Below are 16,212 nucleotides of genomic sequence, written 5' to 3'. Positions count from 1 at the left end.
GAGCCGCGATGCACACCCCCCGGCACTTCCGCGCCGACTCGCCGGACCGCGAGGGACGGCTGGTCCGCGAGAACCCGTTCGGCCTGATCATCTGCGGCGACGCCGGCGCTGCCCCCATCGCCACGCATGTGCCGATGCTGCGCCGCCCCGGCCCGGACGGCCGTGCGCCGGCCGACGGCGAGCCGCTGCCCGGCACCGCGATCGTCGGGCACCTGGCGAAGGTCAACCCGCAGAGCGCCGCGCTGCGGACGGCGGGATCGGCGCTGGCGGTGTTCCTCGGCCCGGACGGCTACGTCTCGCCCACCTGGTACGACGGCGACCGGCCGAACGTCCCGACGTGGAACTACGCCGCGGTGCACGTGAGCGGGCCGGTCCGCGTCGTCGACGACCCCGATGAGGCGCTGGCGATCATCCTGGCCAGCGTCGACGCGACCGAGGCGTACGCCGGCACCGGCTGGGACCCCACGCCGTCGCTCGGCTACGTCGACCGGCTGCTGGCCGGCATCGTCGCGTTCGAGCTCACCGCCGCGGACGTCCGGAGCACGTTCAAGCTCAGCCAGAACAAGCCGGTCGACACGCAGAGCCGGGTGCAGGCGACGCTCGCCGCCAGCACGCACGGCCGGGACCGCGAGGTGGCCGCTCTCATGGCCGACGTCCTCGACCTCGGCGCCGCCGGCTGAGCCGCCCGCTGGCGGTGCGGCGAGCGCTCACGCCAGCCGCGTCCGCCGCGACCGGCCCAGCACGGCGGCGAGATCGGCGGCCAGCCGGTCCGCCTCGTCGGCCGTGAGCGTCGCGGTCGTGATGCGGACGAACGGCTCACCGTGCGTGCGGTGCGGCTCGCCGGCCCGTACCGCCCAGCCGCGACTCTGCAGCGCCTGCACGACGGCGACCTCGTGCGGCACCGGCACGCAGACGTTCAGCCCGGACCGGCCGCGGGCCGCGATCCTCCGCTCGGCGAGGCGGCTCAGCAACGCCTCGCGGCGGGCGCGGTAGACGTCGCCCGCGAGGCGCATCCCGGTGCGGACGTCGTCGTCGGACCAGAGCTGGACGACCAGGCGCTGCAGCAGGTGGCTGACCCAGCCGGCCCCGACCAGCTGCCGTTCGGCGACGCGGCGGGCGGTGCGCGGGTCGGCGAGTAGGAAGCCGGTGCGCAGGTCCGGCCCGAGCACCTTGCTGGTCGTCCGCACGATCGCCCACGACCGGCGGCCGATGCAGACGGAGACGTACCGGGCGCCGGCGATGAGCGACGCGTGGTCGTCCTCGACCACGAGGACGTCCGGGTAGTCGTCGAGAACGGCGCGCAGCTCGCGCGCACGGGCGGCGTCGACGGCGGCACCGGTGGGGTTCTGCGCCCGCGGGGTGACGACGAACGCGACCGGCCCGGTCGCCAGCGCGGCGGCGAGCGACGACGGCACCGGCCCGCCGTCGTCGACGGCGACGCCGACCGGCACCATGCCCATCGACCTGACGAGCTCGAGCACGCCAGGGTAGCCGGGGTCCTCGACGGCGACGCGGTCGTTGGGCCGGGCCCGGCTGGCCAGCACCCGCTCGACGCCGTCCATCGCCCCGCCGACGACGGCGACCGGCCCGGAGTTGGTGCGCAGCCAGCCCGGGAGGTCGCCGAACTGCTCCGTCGCGATCTCCGCCAGCTCCGGCAGCACCGCGGGCGCGCCGTACAGGAACGGCGGCAGCTCCAGCCGGCGCAGCGCCGCGCGGATGTCGGGCAGCAGCTCGGGGTCCGGGTTGCCGTCGCTGAGGTCGCGGACGCCGGGCCCGACCGGGCCGTACTGCTGCGCACGGCTGACCGGCCGGACGCCGACCCGCGTCACCCGGCCCGCCTCACTCGTGACGACGCCGCGTAGCCGCAGGTCGCGGTAGGCGGCGGACACCGTCGTCGGGCTGACGCCGAGGCGCGCCGCGAGGCCGCGGACCGACGGGAGCGGCTCGGACTCGGCCAGCCGGCCGGCCTCGATGGCCGCCTCGACGCTGTCCGCGATGGCCCGCGACGTGCGGCCGGCGATCACCTGCTCGGCTGCCATGTCGCAACTGTACTGGTACGGCTGCGGCCCTTCTTGCGGCGAACCGTCACTCCTCGCGGTGCGCCAGATCGGGCGCGAACGCCGGCAGGCAGACGGCGACGTACTCCGCACCGTCCGGTCCGGCGGTGTACCGGACCCGCTCGCCGGCCGCCGTGAACAGCGCCTGCCCCGCGGCCACCGTGGTGCTGCCGCCGTCGTGCTCGACAACGACGCTGCAGCTCAGCACAAGGGTGATCTCGTCGAACTCCGGTTCCTGGGCCGGCTCGTCCCAGCCGGGCGGCGCCTGCATCCGCGCCACCGAGACCGCGCCGTTCTGCGTCGCGACGCGGCCGACGTACTCGTCGATGACCTTGCCGCCGGGAACCGGGATCCGGGCCGGCGCGTCGATCAGTCTCACCATGACAGTCCTTTCGTTCCAGGCCACGCACGGCGGCCACGTGCCCCAGCCGTTCGCATCGCTCGGACCGAGGTAGACGCGTCAGCCGATGCGGTCGATGACCAGCGGCGGCAGGTCCGGCCGGCTGCCCGCCGGCGCGACGACGTAGCCGCCGTCGAGGGCCTCGAGCGCGCGGTCGAACCGGGCCGGCTCGTCCGTGTGCAGCGTCAGCAGCGGCTGACCGGCTCGCACGACGGCGCCAGGCTTGGCGTGCAGCTCGACCCCGGCGGCGGCCTGGACGTCCTCGTCCTTGCGGGCCCGGCCGGCGCCGAGCCGCCAGGCCGCGACGCCGACCTGGTAGGCGTCGAGCCACGCCAGCAGGCCGTCGGCCGGGGCGAGGACGGTGTGCGTCTCGCGTGCGGCCGGCAACGGCGCGGACGGGTCGCCGCCCTGCGCCGCGATCATCCGCCGCCACACGTCCATCGCCGACCCGTCCTTCAGCGCGTCGGCCGGGTCCTTCCCGGCGCTGATGCCCGCCGCGGCCAGCATCTCCCGCGCCAGCGTGACGGTGAGCTCGACGACGTCGTCCGGCCCGCCGCCGTCGAGCACCTCGACCGACTCGCGCACCTCCAGCGCGTTGCCGGCAGTGAGCCCGAGCGGCGTCTCCATGTTCGTGAGCAGCGCGACGGTGCGCACGCCGGCGTCGGTGCCGAGCGCGACCATCGTCTCGGCCAGCTCGCGCGCGGAGCCGACGTCCTTCATGAACGCGCCCGACCCGACCTTGACGTCGAGGACCAGCGCGCCGGTGCCTTCGGCGATCTTCTTGCTCATGATCGACGACGCGATGAGCGGGATCGCCTCGACGGTGCCCGTGACGTCGCGCAGCGCGTACAGCTTCTTGTCCGCCGGGGCGAGGTCGTCGCCGGCCGCGCAGACGACGGCGCCGGTGTCGCGCAGCACGCCGAGCATCTCGTCGGCCGACAGCGACGCCCGCCAGCCCGGGATCGACTCGAGCTTGTCCAGCGTGCCGCCGGTGTGGCCGAGGCCACGCCCGGACAGCTGCGGCACGGCGGCACCGCAGGCGGCGACCGTCGGCGCGAGCGGCAGCGTGATCTTGTCGCCGACGCCGCCCGTGGAGTGCTTGTCGGTGGTGGGACGGTCGACGGCGGACCAGTCCATGCGCCGGCCGGTGCGGATCATCGCATCGGTCCAGCGGGCGATCTCGCGCCGCGTCATGCCGTTGAGCAGGATCGCCATCGCCAGCGCCGACATCTGCTCGTCGGCGACGACGCCACGCGTGTACGCGTCGACGACCCAGTCGATCTGCCCGTCGGACAGCTCGCCGTGGTCGCGCTTGGTCCGGATGACGTCGACGGCGTCGAAGGGTTCGGGTGCTGCCATGTTGGGATCATCGCACCTCCGGTGCGACCGTAGGCTGGTGGGCATGATGGTGCGGCAGGCCTATCTCGACGCGGCCGCGACGGCGCTCGCGCTCCTCGGTGACCCCGCGGTCGCGGCGCGCTGGGACGAGCCCAGCGCGCTCGAGGCGTTCACCGTCAGCGGGCTGGCCGGGCACCTCGCCGGTCAGGTGCTCGCGGTGCCCGACGTGCTCGCCACGCCGCTGCCCGACGAGCCGCCGGCCGCGCTGCTCGATCACTACACCCGGTCCACGTGGATCGATGCGGGCCTCGACGCGGAGACCAACGTCGCGATCCGTGAGCGCGGCGACGCCGCGGCCGCCGCCGGCCCGGCCGCCCTGGTGGCGCGGACGGCGGACACACTGGCCGATCTCCGCGCCACGCTGTCCGCGGAGCCCGCCGGCCGGCTCGTGCACCTGACCGGCCGCTGGTCACTGACCCTCGACGACTACCTGACGACCCGGCTGCTGGAGATCGCCGTCCACGACGACGACCTCGCCGTCAGCGTCGGCGTCGACACCCCGCCATTGCCCGACGCCGTCCTGAACCCGGTGTTCGCCCTGCTGACGACGCTGTCGGTGCGCAAGCACGGCGCACAGGCTGTGCTGCGGGCCCTGTCCCGGGCCGAACGCGCGCCGTCGGACATCACCGCGATCTGACGTGCCGCGCCGACCGCGCCCCGGCCGGAAATGATCACGTTCACCACGAGAACTCGTGTCGCACTACGCCTGCAATCGTGGTGACGCTCGAGAAATCCTCGTGAAGCGGACGTGAGGCGCGGGTTCGCGGCCAAGAGAATGGGGAGGAGGGGACGGCCAGCGGTCGACCCCCACGGCGAACTGCCGCCGTCCGATCTCACGCGAGCCGGACGCCCAGCCGCTCCAAGACCGTGCCGATCGGGTTGCAGTAGGTGAGCCCTTGCCCGTTGGGACCACCTGTGTCGCTGCCGGCGAACAGCAGGCCGACCGCCTCGCGGGTGTCCGGCCGGTAGACCAGCGAGCCGCTGTCGCCGCCGGAGGAGAAGCCGGCCGAGCCGCCGCCGGTGACCTCGATCTGGTCGTCGAAGTCGAGGACGCCGGACGGGTACTGGACGCTGATGCCGTCGACCTCGATGGCGCTGACCCGGCCCCGCGTCACTCCAGTGGTGCGGCCGGCCTTCTCGACCTCGATGTCGTCGGTGACGGCGGCCCAGCCGGCCAGCGCCCCGGCGGGATACTCGGCCGACACCTCGACGCCGTCGTCGAGCCGGGCCGTCGCGGCGTCGACGAGGTTGGGCGCCACCGGGTCGAGCGCGACGACGCCGTTGAGGACGCCGATGCGGTCGCCGGCCGCCGTGCCGCCGTCGGCCACCCCGGGCTGGACGACGACATCGCCCAGCGCGCCGCGATCGGAGTCGGCAAGCACGTGGTTGTTCGACAGCACGAGCCTGGCGCCGGAGCCGTCCACGACGAACGCGCCGATGGTCCCCGCCGTCACGTCGAGGTGCGAGACCGACAGCCCCGGCCGCAGCGGCCGCTGCCGTTGCTGCAGCTCCGCGGCGTCCCACTGGTAAGCGCGGACGACGCCGACGTCGCGGACGTCGCACTCGTCGCCGGCCAGTTCGCGGCCGGCCTGGACGACGGCGTCGGCCAGCTCGGAGGAGCCGAAAGTGCGGACGGCGACCCCGTAGGTGGCGGGGCCGACGACGCAGACGCCGACGGCCACGCCGCCGGTGGGGGTGTGCGGACGGGGCGGGGCGGCGAGCGCCGCCGTCCGGCGGCGGAGTTGGGCCTTGATTTCACGCGCGGTCTGCAGCTCCATGGGCGACTCCCGGGGACGGTCGCGGGCGGACCCCGCCCGGCTGGGCGGGGATCCCACCCTACGGGCGGGGACCGACACACCGCCGCCCTAAGGACGCGACGGCAGCTCCTCCGGCCCGAACGCCTGCGGCAGCACCTGGTCCATCGTCTGGAGCCCGAGCGGCGTCTCGACCAACAGCGCCGCGCCGCCGTGCTCCCACAACAGCTGGCGGCAGCGGCCGCAAGGCATGGTCAGCCGCTGGTCCGTCCCGCCGACGCAGGTGAACGCGACCAGCCGGCCGCCACCGCCGGCGACCAGCGACGACACCAGCCCGCACTCCGCGCACAGCGTGACGCCGTACGCGGCGTTCTCGACGTTGCAGCCGGTGACGACGCGGCCGTCGTCGACCAACGCCGCCGCGCCGACCGGGAACCCGGAGTACGGCGCATAGGCGCGCGCGGCCACCTCGACGGCGGCCGCGCGCAACGCGGCCCAGTCGACGTCCGGGCCGCCGCCCGCGCCGCCGTCCGGCCCGCCGCCCGACCCGGTCACGACTTCACGTACGGCTCGCCGTCGGCGGCCGGCGCCCGGACCCGGCCGACCAGCCCGGCGACCGCGAAGATCGTCAGGATGTACGGCAGCATCAGCATGAACTCGCTGGGGATCGGCGTGCCGATGATGCCGAGCACGCTCTGCAGGTTGTTCGCGAACCCGAACAGCAGCGCCGCCCCGAGCGCGCCCAGCGGACTCCACCGGCCGAAGATCATCGCGGCCAGCGCGATGAAGCCCTGGCCGGCCGACATCTCCCGGCTGAACGCGCCGACGTTGCCGAGCGTGAAGAACGCGCCGCCGAGCCCAGCCACCGCCCCGCCCAGCAGGACGTTGCGGAACCGCACCGTGTTGACGCGGATGCCCAGCGTGTCGGCGGCCTTCGGGTGCTCGCCGACGGCGCGGACGCGCAGCCCCCAGCGGGTGCGGAACAGCGCGATGTGCACCAGGATCACCGTGACGTACATGGCGTAGACGATGATCGTCTGCTCGAACACCACCGGCCCGATCACCGGGATCTCGTTGAGCAGCGGGATCTCCACCCGCGGCAGCGTGCCCGGGCTGTTCCAGGTGCCCGCCTCGGGCGCCAGCAGCTGGCCGTACAGGAAGTTCGTCACGCCCAGCACCAACACGTTCAGCACGACGCCGACGATGATCTGGTTGACGATGTACTTGATCGCGAACACCGCCAGCACGAACGCCACCAGCAGTCCGGCCACGACGGCAGCGATCAGCCCGACGTAGAGGTTGCCGGTCAGCGTCGCGACGACGGCGGACAGGAATGCGCCGGCCAGCAGCTGGCCCTCGATGGCGATGTTGATGACGCCGGCCCGCTCGCACAGCACACCCGACAGCGCGCCGAACACCAGCGGCACCGACAGCGCCAGCGCGCCCTGCAGCAGCGACGTGAACGAGATCTGCTCGCCGGCCACCGCCCAGACGAGGAACGCCAGCACGAACGCGACAGCGAACAACACCGTCAGCCAGACCGGCACCGCCTGACCGGCGCGCACCAGCCAGGCCGCGTACGCCGCGATGACGACGCACACCAGCGACAGGCCGAGCGCGACCGGCCGCGACGACAGCGCCAGCGGGTCGATCTGCCAGGCGTCCGAGCCGGTCGAGATGCCGAACGTGCTGGTCTGGCCGGACTCGCCGAGGATGCCGAAGGTGATCAGCGCGACCAGCGCCAGGACGGCGAACGCGATGGGCGCCTTCCAGCTCGGCCGGACGGCGAGTTCGGCGCCGGCCGTCGGCGGCGCGGTCATCGTCTGCGCGCTCACGCGCCCCACCCCCTCTGCAGCCCGGCGACCGGCTGCCCGGCCGCGCGCACCTTCACCCGGAAGATCGCCCGGACCAGCGGCGGCGCCGCGATGAACAGCACGATCAGCGACTGGATGACCAGGATGATGTCGATCGGGGTCCCGGTGCCCGCCTGCATCGGCACACCTCCGGCGCGCAGCGCGCCGAACAGCAGGCCGGCGGCCACCGTCCCCCACGGGCTGGCCCGGCCGAGCAGCGCGACGGTGATCGCGTCGAAGCCGAGGCCGCCGGAGATGCCGGTCGTGAGGTACCGCTCGGTGCCGAGCACCTGCATGACGCCCGCGAGCCCGGCCAGCCCGCCGGCCAGCAGCATGACCCAGATGTACGTGCGGCTGACGGACATGCCGGCGGTGCGCGCGGCGGTCGGGTTGGCGCCGACGGCGCGGAACTCGAAGCCCATCGTGCTGCGCTCGAGCAGCCACCACACGCCGAAGGCGGCCAGGATGACCAACACGAACCCCAGGTGCAGCCGGGAGTCGTCGAAGAACCGCGGCAGCTGCGCGGACTCGTCGACGATCGGGCTGACGGGGTTGGCCGCGCCGGGCCGCTGGAACGCCGCCGTCGTCAGCAGGTAGGCGATGAGGAACCGCGCCACGTAGTTGAGCATGATCGTGACGATGACCTCGTGGGCGCCGGTGCGCGCCTTCAGCAGGCCGACGACCCCGCCCCAGACGGCGCCGCCCACGATGCCGGCCAGCACGCCGACGATCAGGTGCAGGCCGGTCGGCAGCTGCCAGCCGAAGCCGACATAGCCGGCCAGGATGGCGCCCAGGATGATCTGGCCCTCGGCGCCGATGTTGAACAGGCCGGCCCGGAAGGCCAGCGCCACGCCCAGGCCGGCGGCGATGAGCGGCGCGGCGTTGGTCGCGGTCTCCGCCAGCGGGCGCAGTGCCCGGCCGACGGTGTACTCGTTGATGTCGATGATCGACCCGGTGAACAGCGCGCTGTAGGCGTTGCTCACCGAGTTCCAGGCGGCCTCGAACGTGTCGCCGGGACGGGAGAAGAAGTAACCCGCGCGGTCCTGCACGTCGGGGTCGGACGCCGCGATCAGCACGGCGCCGATGAGCAGCGCCAGCACCACCGACAGGATCGTCACCAGGATGCTGCCGCTGGTCAGCTCCCGCATGAACCGCTGGAAGAACGTCTCCTCGGCGGGCGGCTTCGGCTGCTCCTCGGGCGCGGCCGCCGGGGGCTTGGTGTCGGTCACGGCTGTCCGTCCTTCGGGTCGCCGGCGATGTCCTCGCCGGCGTGCTCGACCTCCGTCGGGTGCGCCTCGGCCTCGGCCTGCGCCTCGTCCGGCGCGATACCGGCCATCATCAGGCCGAGCACGTCGCGGTCGGTGTCGCCGGGAACGATGCCGACGACGCGGCCGCGGTACATGACGGCGATGCGGTCGGCCAGCGCGCTGATCTCGTCGAGCTCGGTGGAGACGATGATGACCGGCGTGCCCTGGTCGCGCTCGCCCACGATGCGCTTGTGCACGAACTCGATGGAGCCGACGTCGAGGCCGCGGGTCGGCTGGGCGGCGATGAACAGCTTCAGCGGCCGGGAGAGCTCGCGCGCGACGACGACCTTCTGCTGGTTGCCGCCGGACAGCGTCCCTGCCGGGGCGTCGATGCTGCTGGTGCGGATGTCGAACTCCTCGACCCGCCGCTGGGCGTTGCGGGCCAGCTCCGGGCCGCGCAGCGACAGCCCGCGGGCGAACGGCGCCCGCTTGTAGAGGTCGAGGACGAGGTTCTCGGCGACGGAGAAACTGGAGACGATGCCGTCGACGGTGCGGTCCTCGGGCACGAACCCGACCCCGGCCTCCAGCACGTCGTCGACGCCGCGGCCGAGCAGCTCCTTGCCGCCGAGCCGGATCGACCCGGTGACGTGCTCCTGCACGCCGAGGATCGCCTCGACCAGCTCGGTCTGGCCGTTGCCCTGGACGCCGCCGACGGCGAGGATCTCGCCGCCGCGCACGTCGAAGGAGACGTGATCGACGACGGCGGCGCCGCGATCGTCGACCACGCTGAGGTCGGTGACGGAGAACACGACGTCGCCGGGCTCGGCCGGCGCCTTGTCGACGGTGAGGCTGACGGCGCGGCCGACCATCATCGAGGCCAGCTCGTTCTCCGACGCGTCCGGCGACGCCTCGCCGACGACGGTGCCGCGGCGGATGACGGTGATGCGGTCGGCGATGGCCTTGACCTCGCGCAGCTTGTGCGTAATGAACACGATCGACGTGCCGTCGGCCTTGAGCTGGCGCATGATCGCGATCAGCTCGTCGGTCTCCTGCGGCGTCAGCACCGCGGTCGGCTCGTCGAGGATGAGCACGTCAGCCTTGCGGACCAGCGCCTTGATGATCTCGACCCGCTGCTGGACGCCGACGGGGAGGTCCTCGACGTAGGCGTCGGGGTCGACGTTGAAGCCGTACCGCTCGGAGATCTCGCGGACGTCGCGCCGGGCGGCGTCCATGTCGAGCAGCCCGCCGGCGCCGACGTGCTCCTGGCCCAGCATGACGTTCTCGGCGACGGTGAACACGGGGACCAGCATGAAGTGCTGGTGGACCATGCCGATGCCGGCGGCCATGGCGTCGCCGGGGCCGGAGAAGGCGACCTTCTGGTCGTCGACGACGATCTGGCCGTCGTCGGGTTGGTACAGGCCGTACAGCACGTTCATCAGCGTGCTCTTGCCGGCGCCGTTCTCTCCGAGCAGGCAGTGGATCTCACCCGGCTCGACCACCAGGTCGATGGAATCGTTGGCCACCAGGCTGCCGAAGCGCTTGGTGATGCCGTGCAGTTCGAGCTTCAACGGCCGGACCACCCTCCTCGTGGTACGAGCGATGTGAGCACGACGGTACCCCGAACGGCCCCGGGGACGGACCGACGCCGACCGCGAGGTCCCAGGCGGTGGCGAGTCCGACGAGGGAAAAGTGAGTTGGCCGTTCGGGGTGGCCGTGCCGAGCTGTCAGGAGAACGCCGCGTCCGACTCGACGACGAGCTCGCCGGAGATGATCTGCTCCTGGATCTGCGCCAGCTCGTCCTTCGTCTCCTGGGAGATCTCGGCGTCGAAGTCGTGGAACGGCGCGATGCCGACGCCGCCGTTCTCCAGCGTGCCGACGAACGGCTCGTTGGTGAACGCGTCGTCCGCCGCCTCCTGCGTCGCCGCGAGGACGGCCTGGTCCATGCCCTTGAGGACCGAGGTCAGGATGACGTCGCCGTAGTCGGGCGCGGACTCGAAGCCGTCGGAGTCGGCCCACACGACCGCGACGTCGCCGGCCGCCTGCGCCGCGATGGCCGCGCTCTCGGCCAGCGGGCCGGCGACCGGGTGCAGGACGTCGGCGCCCTGGCTGATCAGGTTGTCGCTGATCTGCCGGGCGAGGCCGGTGTTGGCGAAGTCGCCGACGAACTGGCCCTCCTGGGTTGCCTTGTCCCAGCCGAGCACCTGGACCTGGGTGCCCTTCTGCTCGTTGTGGTACTGGACGCCGTCGTAGAAGCCGTCCATGAAGATGGTGACGGTCGGGATCTTCGCGCCGCCCCAGGTGCCGACGATGCCGGTCTTGGAGTAGGAGGCCGACGCGTAGCCGGCGAGGAACGCCGCCTCATGCGTGTTGAACACCAGCGGCTTGACGTTGTCGATCGGGGCCGGCGCGCCGGTTTCGTCGACGTACTGGAAGTCGACGATCGCGAACTGCTCCTCGGGGTTGGCCTCGGCCGCCTCGCGGGTGGCGTCGGCCAGCAGGAAGCCGACGGTGACGATGAGCCCGCAGTCGTCCTGCACCATCGCGTCGACGTTGGGGCCGTAGTCGGCGTCGGACTGCGACTCGGCGAATTTCGGCTCCGGGATGATGCCCTCTTCCTGGGCCAGCACGAGGCCGTTGTACGAGGTCTCGTTGAACGACTTGTCGTTGATGCCGCCCTGGTCGGAGACCATGCACGCGGTGAAGTCGCCGCCGCCGTCGCCGGTCGCCGTGCCGTCGCCGCCCTCTTCGTCCGGAGCCTCACCACAGGCCGCCACCGCGAGCGCGACCGCGCTCACCGCAGCGGCGAGCCGAAACCTCTTGTTCATCTGCCCCTCCAGGCCCCAGATGGTCGATCGGCCGTGCCACTCGTATCCGGTGGTGCCGAAATCGCTACGGATCCAAGCCGTAGGCTAACCGCCGATCTCGCCGATTGAACGCGCGCTGAGCAGCCGAGATACATCCGTGACCAAGTCGCTGTCGAACCGCCGCACAGCGAAGGCGCCCGGAACGTCGCTCCAGCCGACGCGTTTGGCGACGCGATCGACAGCCCGTCGGTGGCGATCACCTCGGCCCAGACGTCTGTGCCCACGACGTCGGCGCGGATGGTTTCGGTCATATCGGGCGGACCTGGGCTTGACCATCGGCGACGGACGCCGTCAGGAGTCCGTCTCACTCGCAGGGTTCGGGGTCGGCCTGCTCGGTGTCGGAGGCCAGCCAGGCGCCGTCGACCAGCGTCATCGTCAGCAGCAGCCGCTCGACTTCAGGCTGCGGTTCGGGCGTGCCGCCGGTGTACTGGACCCAGTCGCGCATGATCGTGCAGATGTCGACCTCGGCGGTGCTGTCGCCGACCGTGACGTCGCGCAGCTCGATCTCCGTCGGCTCGCCGACGATGACCCGCTGCTTCGAGACCGACTCGACGAGATAGTTGAGCAGCCGGCCCAGCTGCGGGTCGACAGCGGTACGCAGAATGCCGGACTCTTCGTCGCCGGCGCCGAACAGGATGGCGTCCCAGCTGGCCATGAACCGTCCGGCGGCCTGCAGCACCGCGCGCTCCTCGTCGGTGGCGCCGTCGGGCGGCTCGATCGGCAGCTCGCTGGGGAGCTCGATGACGCGTTCCTCGTCGGGCGGCAGGTACGGCGGGGTGAACGTGGCGCCGGGCTCCGGGGCGGGGCCGGAAGGGCCACCGTCGGGCGAATCGCCCCCACCCGGCGGCGGGGCGGACGCGGACGTCGTCACGGCGCCCGTGGACGGCTCGTCGGTGAGGCTCTCCGGCTCGTCGCCGGCCGATGAGCAGGACGCGGAGAGCAGGAACGCGAGCACGGTGGCGCCCGGCACCAGCGTGCGTCGGCTCATGAGGACCTCCGTCGACGTGCGGACGGCCACATCGTATGTTCCGCCCCTGACAGAGGGCTCAAATGCCGGTGGGCGGCTCGTACGTCCCCCAGACCTCGCGCAGCGCGTCGCAGACCTCACCGACGGTGGCCCGGGCGGCCAGCGCCTCGCGCATCGGGACCAGCACGTTGTCCGTCCCCGCGGCGGCCGTGCGCAGGGCGTCCAGCGCGCGAGCCACGGCGTCGCCGTCGCGCTCCTCGCGCAACCGCGCGAGCCGCTCCGCCTGCGCCTGCTCGATCGCGGGGTCGACCCGCAGCGGCTCGTACGGCTCCTCGTCGTTGCTGAGGAACCGGTTGACGCCGACGATCGTGCGCTCGCCGGCGTCGATCTGCTTGGCGACGTCGTACGCGGAGTGCTCGATCTGGTTCTTCTGGAAGCCGCGCTCGATCGCCGCGACGGCGCCGCCCATGTCCTCGACCTGCGTCATCAGCGCGACGGTGGCCGCCTCGAGCTCGTCGGTGAGGGACTCGACGGCGTACGAGCCGGCGAACGGGTCGACAGTGCGGGTGACGTCGGTCTCGTAGGCCAGCACCTGCTGCGTGCGCAGCGCCAGCCGAGCCGCCTTCTCCGTCGGCAGCGCGATGGCCTCGTCGTAGGAGTTCGTGTGCAGCGACTGGGTGCCGCCGAGCACCGCGGCCAGCGCCTGCACCGCCACCCGGACCAGGTTGACCTCGGGCTGCTGCGCCGTCAGCTGCACGCCGGCCGTCTGGGTGTGGAACCGCAGCATCTGCGACTTCGGGTTCGTCGCACCGAACTCGTCGCGCATGACCCGGGCCCAGATGCGCCGGGCGGCACGGAACTTCGCGACCTCCTCGAGGATCGTCGTCCGCGACACGAAGAAGAAGGACAGCCGTGGCGCGAACTCGTCGACGCCCAGCCCGGCCGACAGCGCCGCGCGCACATACTCGCGCGCGTTGGCCAGCGTGAACGCGACCTCCTGCACGGGCGTCGCGCCGGCCTCGGCCATGTGGTAGCCGGAGATCGAGATGCTGTTCCAGCGCGGCAGCTCGCGCCGGCAGTAGCCGAAGATGTCGCTGGTCAGCCGCAATGACGCCGCCGGCGGGTAGATGTAGGTGCCGCGGGCGATGTACTCCTTGAGCACGTCGTTCTGGATGGTGCCGGTCAGCCGGTCGCCGTCCACGCCCTGCTCGCGCCCCACCAGCTGGTAGAGCAGCAACAACAGCGCCGCCGGCGCGTTGATCGTCATCGACGTCGACACCTCGGCAAGCGGGATCCCGTCGAACAGCACGCGCATGTCCTCGATCGAGTCGATCGCCACGCCGACCTTGCCGACCTCGCCCGCCGCGACCGGCGCGTCGGAGTCGTACCCCATCTGCGTGGGCAGGTCGAAGGCGACGGACAGCCCGCCGGTGCCGGCCTCGACCAGCTGGTGATAACGGCGGTTCGACTCGGCGGCCGTGCCGAACCCGGCGTACTGCCGCATCGTCCACGGCCGGCCGGTGTACATGGTCGGGTAGACGCCGCGGGTGAACGGGTACTCGCCGGGCGCACCGAGCCGCTGCGCCGCCGGCCATCCGTCCAGCGCATCCGGACCGTAGACGGGCTCGATGGGCAGCCCGGACTCCGTGGTGCTCATGGTGCTGTCCACGGTAGTGACCCGGCGACGAGTGTGGGTGGTGACTTTCTGCACAACCTCGGCGCTCAGCCGAGCGGATGCACCGTCGTCTCGTCGTCGGCCTCGACCACGAGGAACCGCTCGCCCCGGCCGACCCGGCGGCCCAGCGGCAGCCGCTGCCGGCCGCGGTCGAGCGGGCCGGTGTAGACGTCTGTCTCGTGCACCCGGTAGAGCGGGTCCAGCCGGTGCAATGTGACGTCCAGGTGGGCGGGCCGGCGCAGCACCAGCACGATGCTGTTGTCGCCGGACTCGTAGGCGGCCGCGCCGACGATGCGGGTGTCGCGGTTGGGCGCCGTCACGACCTCGCGGATCTGCGCCACGATGATCGACGGGATCGGCGCGAGGCCGTCGACGACCCGCAGCATGGGGTTCTGCGCCTTCAGCGACGAGATCATCCGGTCGCGCTTCGGGCCGGTGACCGCCCGGCCCAGCGCCAGGATGTCGATGCTGGCGCCGTCGACGCCGTAGCGCACCCGTTCGGCATCGGTCTCCTCGCGGACCACCATGCCCGCCTCGCGTAACGCCCGGCCCAGTTCGTCGAGGACGCGTACCCGCTTCCCGACCAGCAACACGCGTGCAGGTGTTCCGATGTCAACCGTCACTCGCTACTCCCCAGTCGCCTGGCAGTACCGAGACACCCGAGCCCCGTCAGACCCGTGGGCGCACCCGTAGTATCGATCTTGCTGGCTGTCATCACTCAGCGTCACCATGCGTCTCTCATAGTGAGAACCTTGCGTCTCGAAGGGTCGGACACGGATCAGCCGACGCCATAGCGTCAACCGCCGTTCATGCGGCCATCCCCGTCGCGCCACCGGGCGCCCGCATGGTTGCGGGCATGAGGGTAGCGATCGTCGCTGAGTCGTTCCTCCCCCAGATCAACGGCGTCACGAACTCGGTATGCCGCGTCGCGGAGCATCTCACGCGACGTGGCCACACCGGCCTCGTGATCGCCCCCGGCGAGGGCGTGTCGGAGTACGACGGCCACCAGGTGCGACGGGTGCCGTCGTTCGCACTCCCGGGCAACGACGACAGCATCGTCGGGATCTCCACCCGGCGGCGCATCAGCCGGATCCTGCGCGACTTCGAGCCCGACGTGGTGCACCTGGCGGCACCGGTGTGGCTGGGCAAGGCCGGCATGAACGCGGCCACCCGGCTGGGGCTGCCGACGGTCGCCGTCTACCAGACAGACCTCGCCGGGTTCGCCCGCGGCTACCGGCTCTGGCGCACCATCGGCGACGACGCCATCTGGTCCTGGATGCGCCGCATCCACGAGCAGGCCGACCTCACGCTTGCGCCGTCGACGGCGAGCCTGCGGCAGCTGGCCGCGCACGGCTTCCCGCGGCTGGCCCGCTGGGGCCGCGGGGTCGACCTCGTCCGCTTCCACCCGGCCCACCGCGACGACGAGCTGCGCCGCGAGCTGGCACCGAACGGCGAGGTCATCGTCGGCTACGTCGGGCGGCTGGCGCCGGAGAAGCACGTCGCCTCGCTCACCGCGCTGGCCGGGCTGCCGGGCGTCCAGCTGGCCATCGTCGGCGGCGGGCCGAGCGAGCAGTCGCTGCGGGCCGCGCTGCCCGACGCCGCGTTCCTCGGCTTTCGCACCGGCCAGGCGCTCTCCAAGGCCTACGCCAGCCTCGACGTGTTCGTGCACACGGGCCCGGCCGAGACGTTCTGCCAGGCTGTCCAGGAGGCGCTGGCCTCCGGCGTCCCCGTCGTGGCGCCGAACGCCGGCGGCCCGACCGACCTCGTCGATCACGGCTGGTCCGGCTACCTCGTCGACACCGGCGACGGCGACCAGCTGCGGCACGCGGTGGGGCGGATCGCCGCCGACCCGGTCCGCCGGGTCCGGATGGCCGCCGCCGCCCGCGAGTCGGTGTACGGGCGGTCGTGGGAGGCGATCTGCGACCAGCTCCTCGAGCACTACGCGACGGCGATCGCACGCAAGCGGCTGGCGGCTCCCGCGGCGTAGCGGACCGCCG

Annotated in this window: 15 protein-coding genes; 3 read left to right on the top strand and 12 right to left on the bottom strand. The window is 72.5% G+C overall.

Translation table 11 applies throughout. The features are described 5' to 3' along the window. Positions 1–8 precede the first annotated feature (8 nt). On the top strand, positions 9–680 hold the full coding sequence (locus tag E1262_RS04830) for an FMN-binding negative transcriptional regulator (RefSeq protein ID WP_132101878.1): 672 nt from the start codon (positions 9–11) through the stop codon (positions 678–680). A 27-nt stretch (positions 681–707) separates the two neighbouring features. Here E1262_RS04830 and E1262_RS04825 read toward each other — a convergent pair whose 3' ends face one another. The 3 genes from E1262_RS04825 to E1262_RS04815 form a co-directional block, all read right to left on the bottom strand. Next, complete coding sequence (locus E1262_RS04825) at positions 708–2,039, bottom strand: aminotransferase class I/II-fold pyridoxal phosphate-dependent enzyme (RefSeq protein ID WP_132101877.1); 1,332 nt, start codon at positions 2,037–2,039, stop codon at positions 708–710. A 46-nt stretch (positions 2,040–2,085) separates the two neighbouring features. After that, positions 2,086–2,439, bottom strand: coding sequence for a cupin domain-containing protein (locus E1262_RS04820; RefSeq protein WP_132101876.1), 354 nt, complete (start codon positions 2,437–2,439; stop codon positions 2,086–2,088). 78 nt (positions 2,440–2,517) lie between these two features. Continuing rightward, positions 2,518–3,816, bottom strand: a complete 1,299-nt coding sequence (locus E1262_RS04815) for a thymidine phosphorylase (protein WP_132101875.1) — start codon at positions 3,814–3,816, stop codon at positions 2,518–2,520. 43 nt (positions 3,817–3,859) lie between these two features. Here E1262_RS04815 and E1262_RS04810 point away from each other — a divergent pair, with 43 nt between their 5' ends. Further along, positions 3,860–4,492, top strand: coding sequence for a maleylpyruvate isomerase N-terminal domain-containing protein (locus E1262_RS04810; RefSeq protein ID WP_132101874.1), 633 nt, complete (start codon positions 3,860–3,862; stop codon positions 4,490–4,492). A gap of 196 nt (positions 4,493–4,688) precedes the next feature. Here E1262_RS04810 and E1262_RS04805 read toward each other — a convergent pair whose 3' ends face one another. The 9 genes from E1262_RS04805 to E1262_RS04765 form a co-directional block, all read right to left on the bottom strand. Beyond that, on the bottom strand, positions 4,689–5,633 hold the full coding sequence (locus tag E1262_RS04805; protein ID WP_132101873.1) for a hypothetical protein: 945 nt from the start codon (positions 5,631–5,633) through the stop codon (positions 4,689–4,691). 87 nt (positions 5,634–5,720) lie between these two features. Beyond that, the gene (locus E1262_RS04800) at positions 5,721–6,164 is read right to left on the bottom strand and encodes a cytidine deaminase (protein ID WP_132101872.1); all 444 of its coding nucleotides are present in this window, start codon (positions 6,162–6,164) and stop codon (positions 5,721–5,723) included. Then, positions 6,161–7,429: an ABC transporter permease gene (locus E1262_RS04795; protein ID WP_132101944.1), complete on the bottom strand. Its 1,269-nt coding sequence runs from the start codon at positions 7,427–7,429 to the stop codon at positions 6,161–6,163. The genes E1262_RS04800 and E1262_RS04795 overlap by 4 nt, the downstream gene beginning before the upstream one ends. Before the next feature lie 11 nt (positions 7,430–7,440). Then, positions 7,441–8,691 (bottom strand): ABC transporter permease, encoded by a 1,251-nt coding sequence (locus E1262_RS04790; RefSeq protein ID WP_203453538.1) that lies wholly within the window; start codon positions 8,689–8,691, stop codon positions 7,441–7,443. Beyond that, positions 8,688–10,277, bottom strand: coding sequence for an ABC transporter ATP-binding protein (locus E1262_RS04785; RefSeq protein ID WP_132101871.1), 1,590 nt, complete (start codon positions 10,275–10,277; stop codon positions 8,688–8,690). Before E1262_RS04785 ends, E1262_RS04790 begins: the two co-directional genes overlap by 4 nt. A gap of 156 nt (positions 10,278–10,433) precedes the next feature. Next, complete coding sequence (locus E1262_RS04780) at positions 10,434–11,534, bottom strand: BMP family lipoprotein (protein WP_132101870.1); 1,101 nt, start codon at positions 11,532–11,534, stop codon at positions 10,434–10,436. 343 nt (positions 11,535–11,877) lie between these two features. Next, positions 11,878–12,561, bottom strand: a complete 684-nt coding sequence (locus tag E1262_RS04775) for a hypothetical protein (RefSeq protein ID WP_132101869.1) — start codon at positions 12,559–12,561, stop codon at positions 11,878–11,880. A gap of 58 nt (positions 12,562–12,619) precedes the next feature. Further along, on the bottom strand, positions 12,620–14,197 hold the full coding sequence (locus tag E1262_RS04770; protein ID WP_132101868.1) for an acyl-CoA mutase large subunit family protein: 1,578 nt from the start codon (positions 14,195–14,197) through the stop codon (positions 12,620–12,622). A 65-nt stretch (positions 14,198–14,262) separates the two neighbouring features. Beyond that, positions 14,263–14,838 carry a hypothetical protein gene (locus tag E1262_RS04765; protein ID WP_132101867.1) on the bottom strand — a complete coding sequence of 192 codons (576 nt, stop codon included), beginning with the start codon at positions 14,836–14,838 and terminating at the stop codon, positions 14,263–14,265. Positions 14,839–15,071: 233 nt separating this feature from the next. Between E1262_RS04765 and E1262_RS04760 the strand changes: the two genes are divergently transcribed. After that, on the top strand, positions 15,072–16,202 hold the full coding sequence (locus E1262_RS04760) for a glycosyltransferase family 4 protein (RefSeq protein WP_132101866.1): 1,131 nt from the start codon (positions 15,072–15,074) through the stop codon (positions 16,200–16,202). The last annotated feature ends 10 nt before the right edge of the window (positions 16,203–16,212 follow it).

Source organism: Jiangella aurantiaca (assembly GCF_004349105.1).
In the GTDB taxonomy this organism is placed as follows: domain Bacteria; phylum Actinomycetota; class Actinomycetes; order Jiangellales; family Jiangellaceae; genus Jiangella; species Jiangella aurantiaca.
The sequence above is the reverse complement of the archived record's forward strand: the minus strand, read 5'-3'. Positions and strand labels throughout refer to the sequence as shown.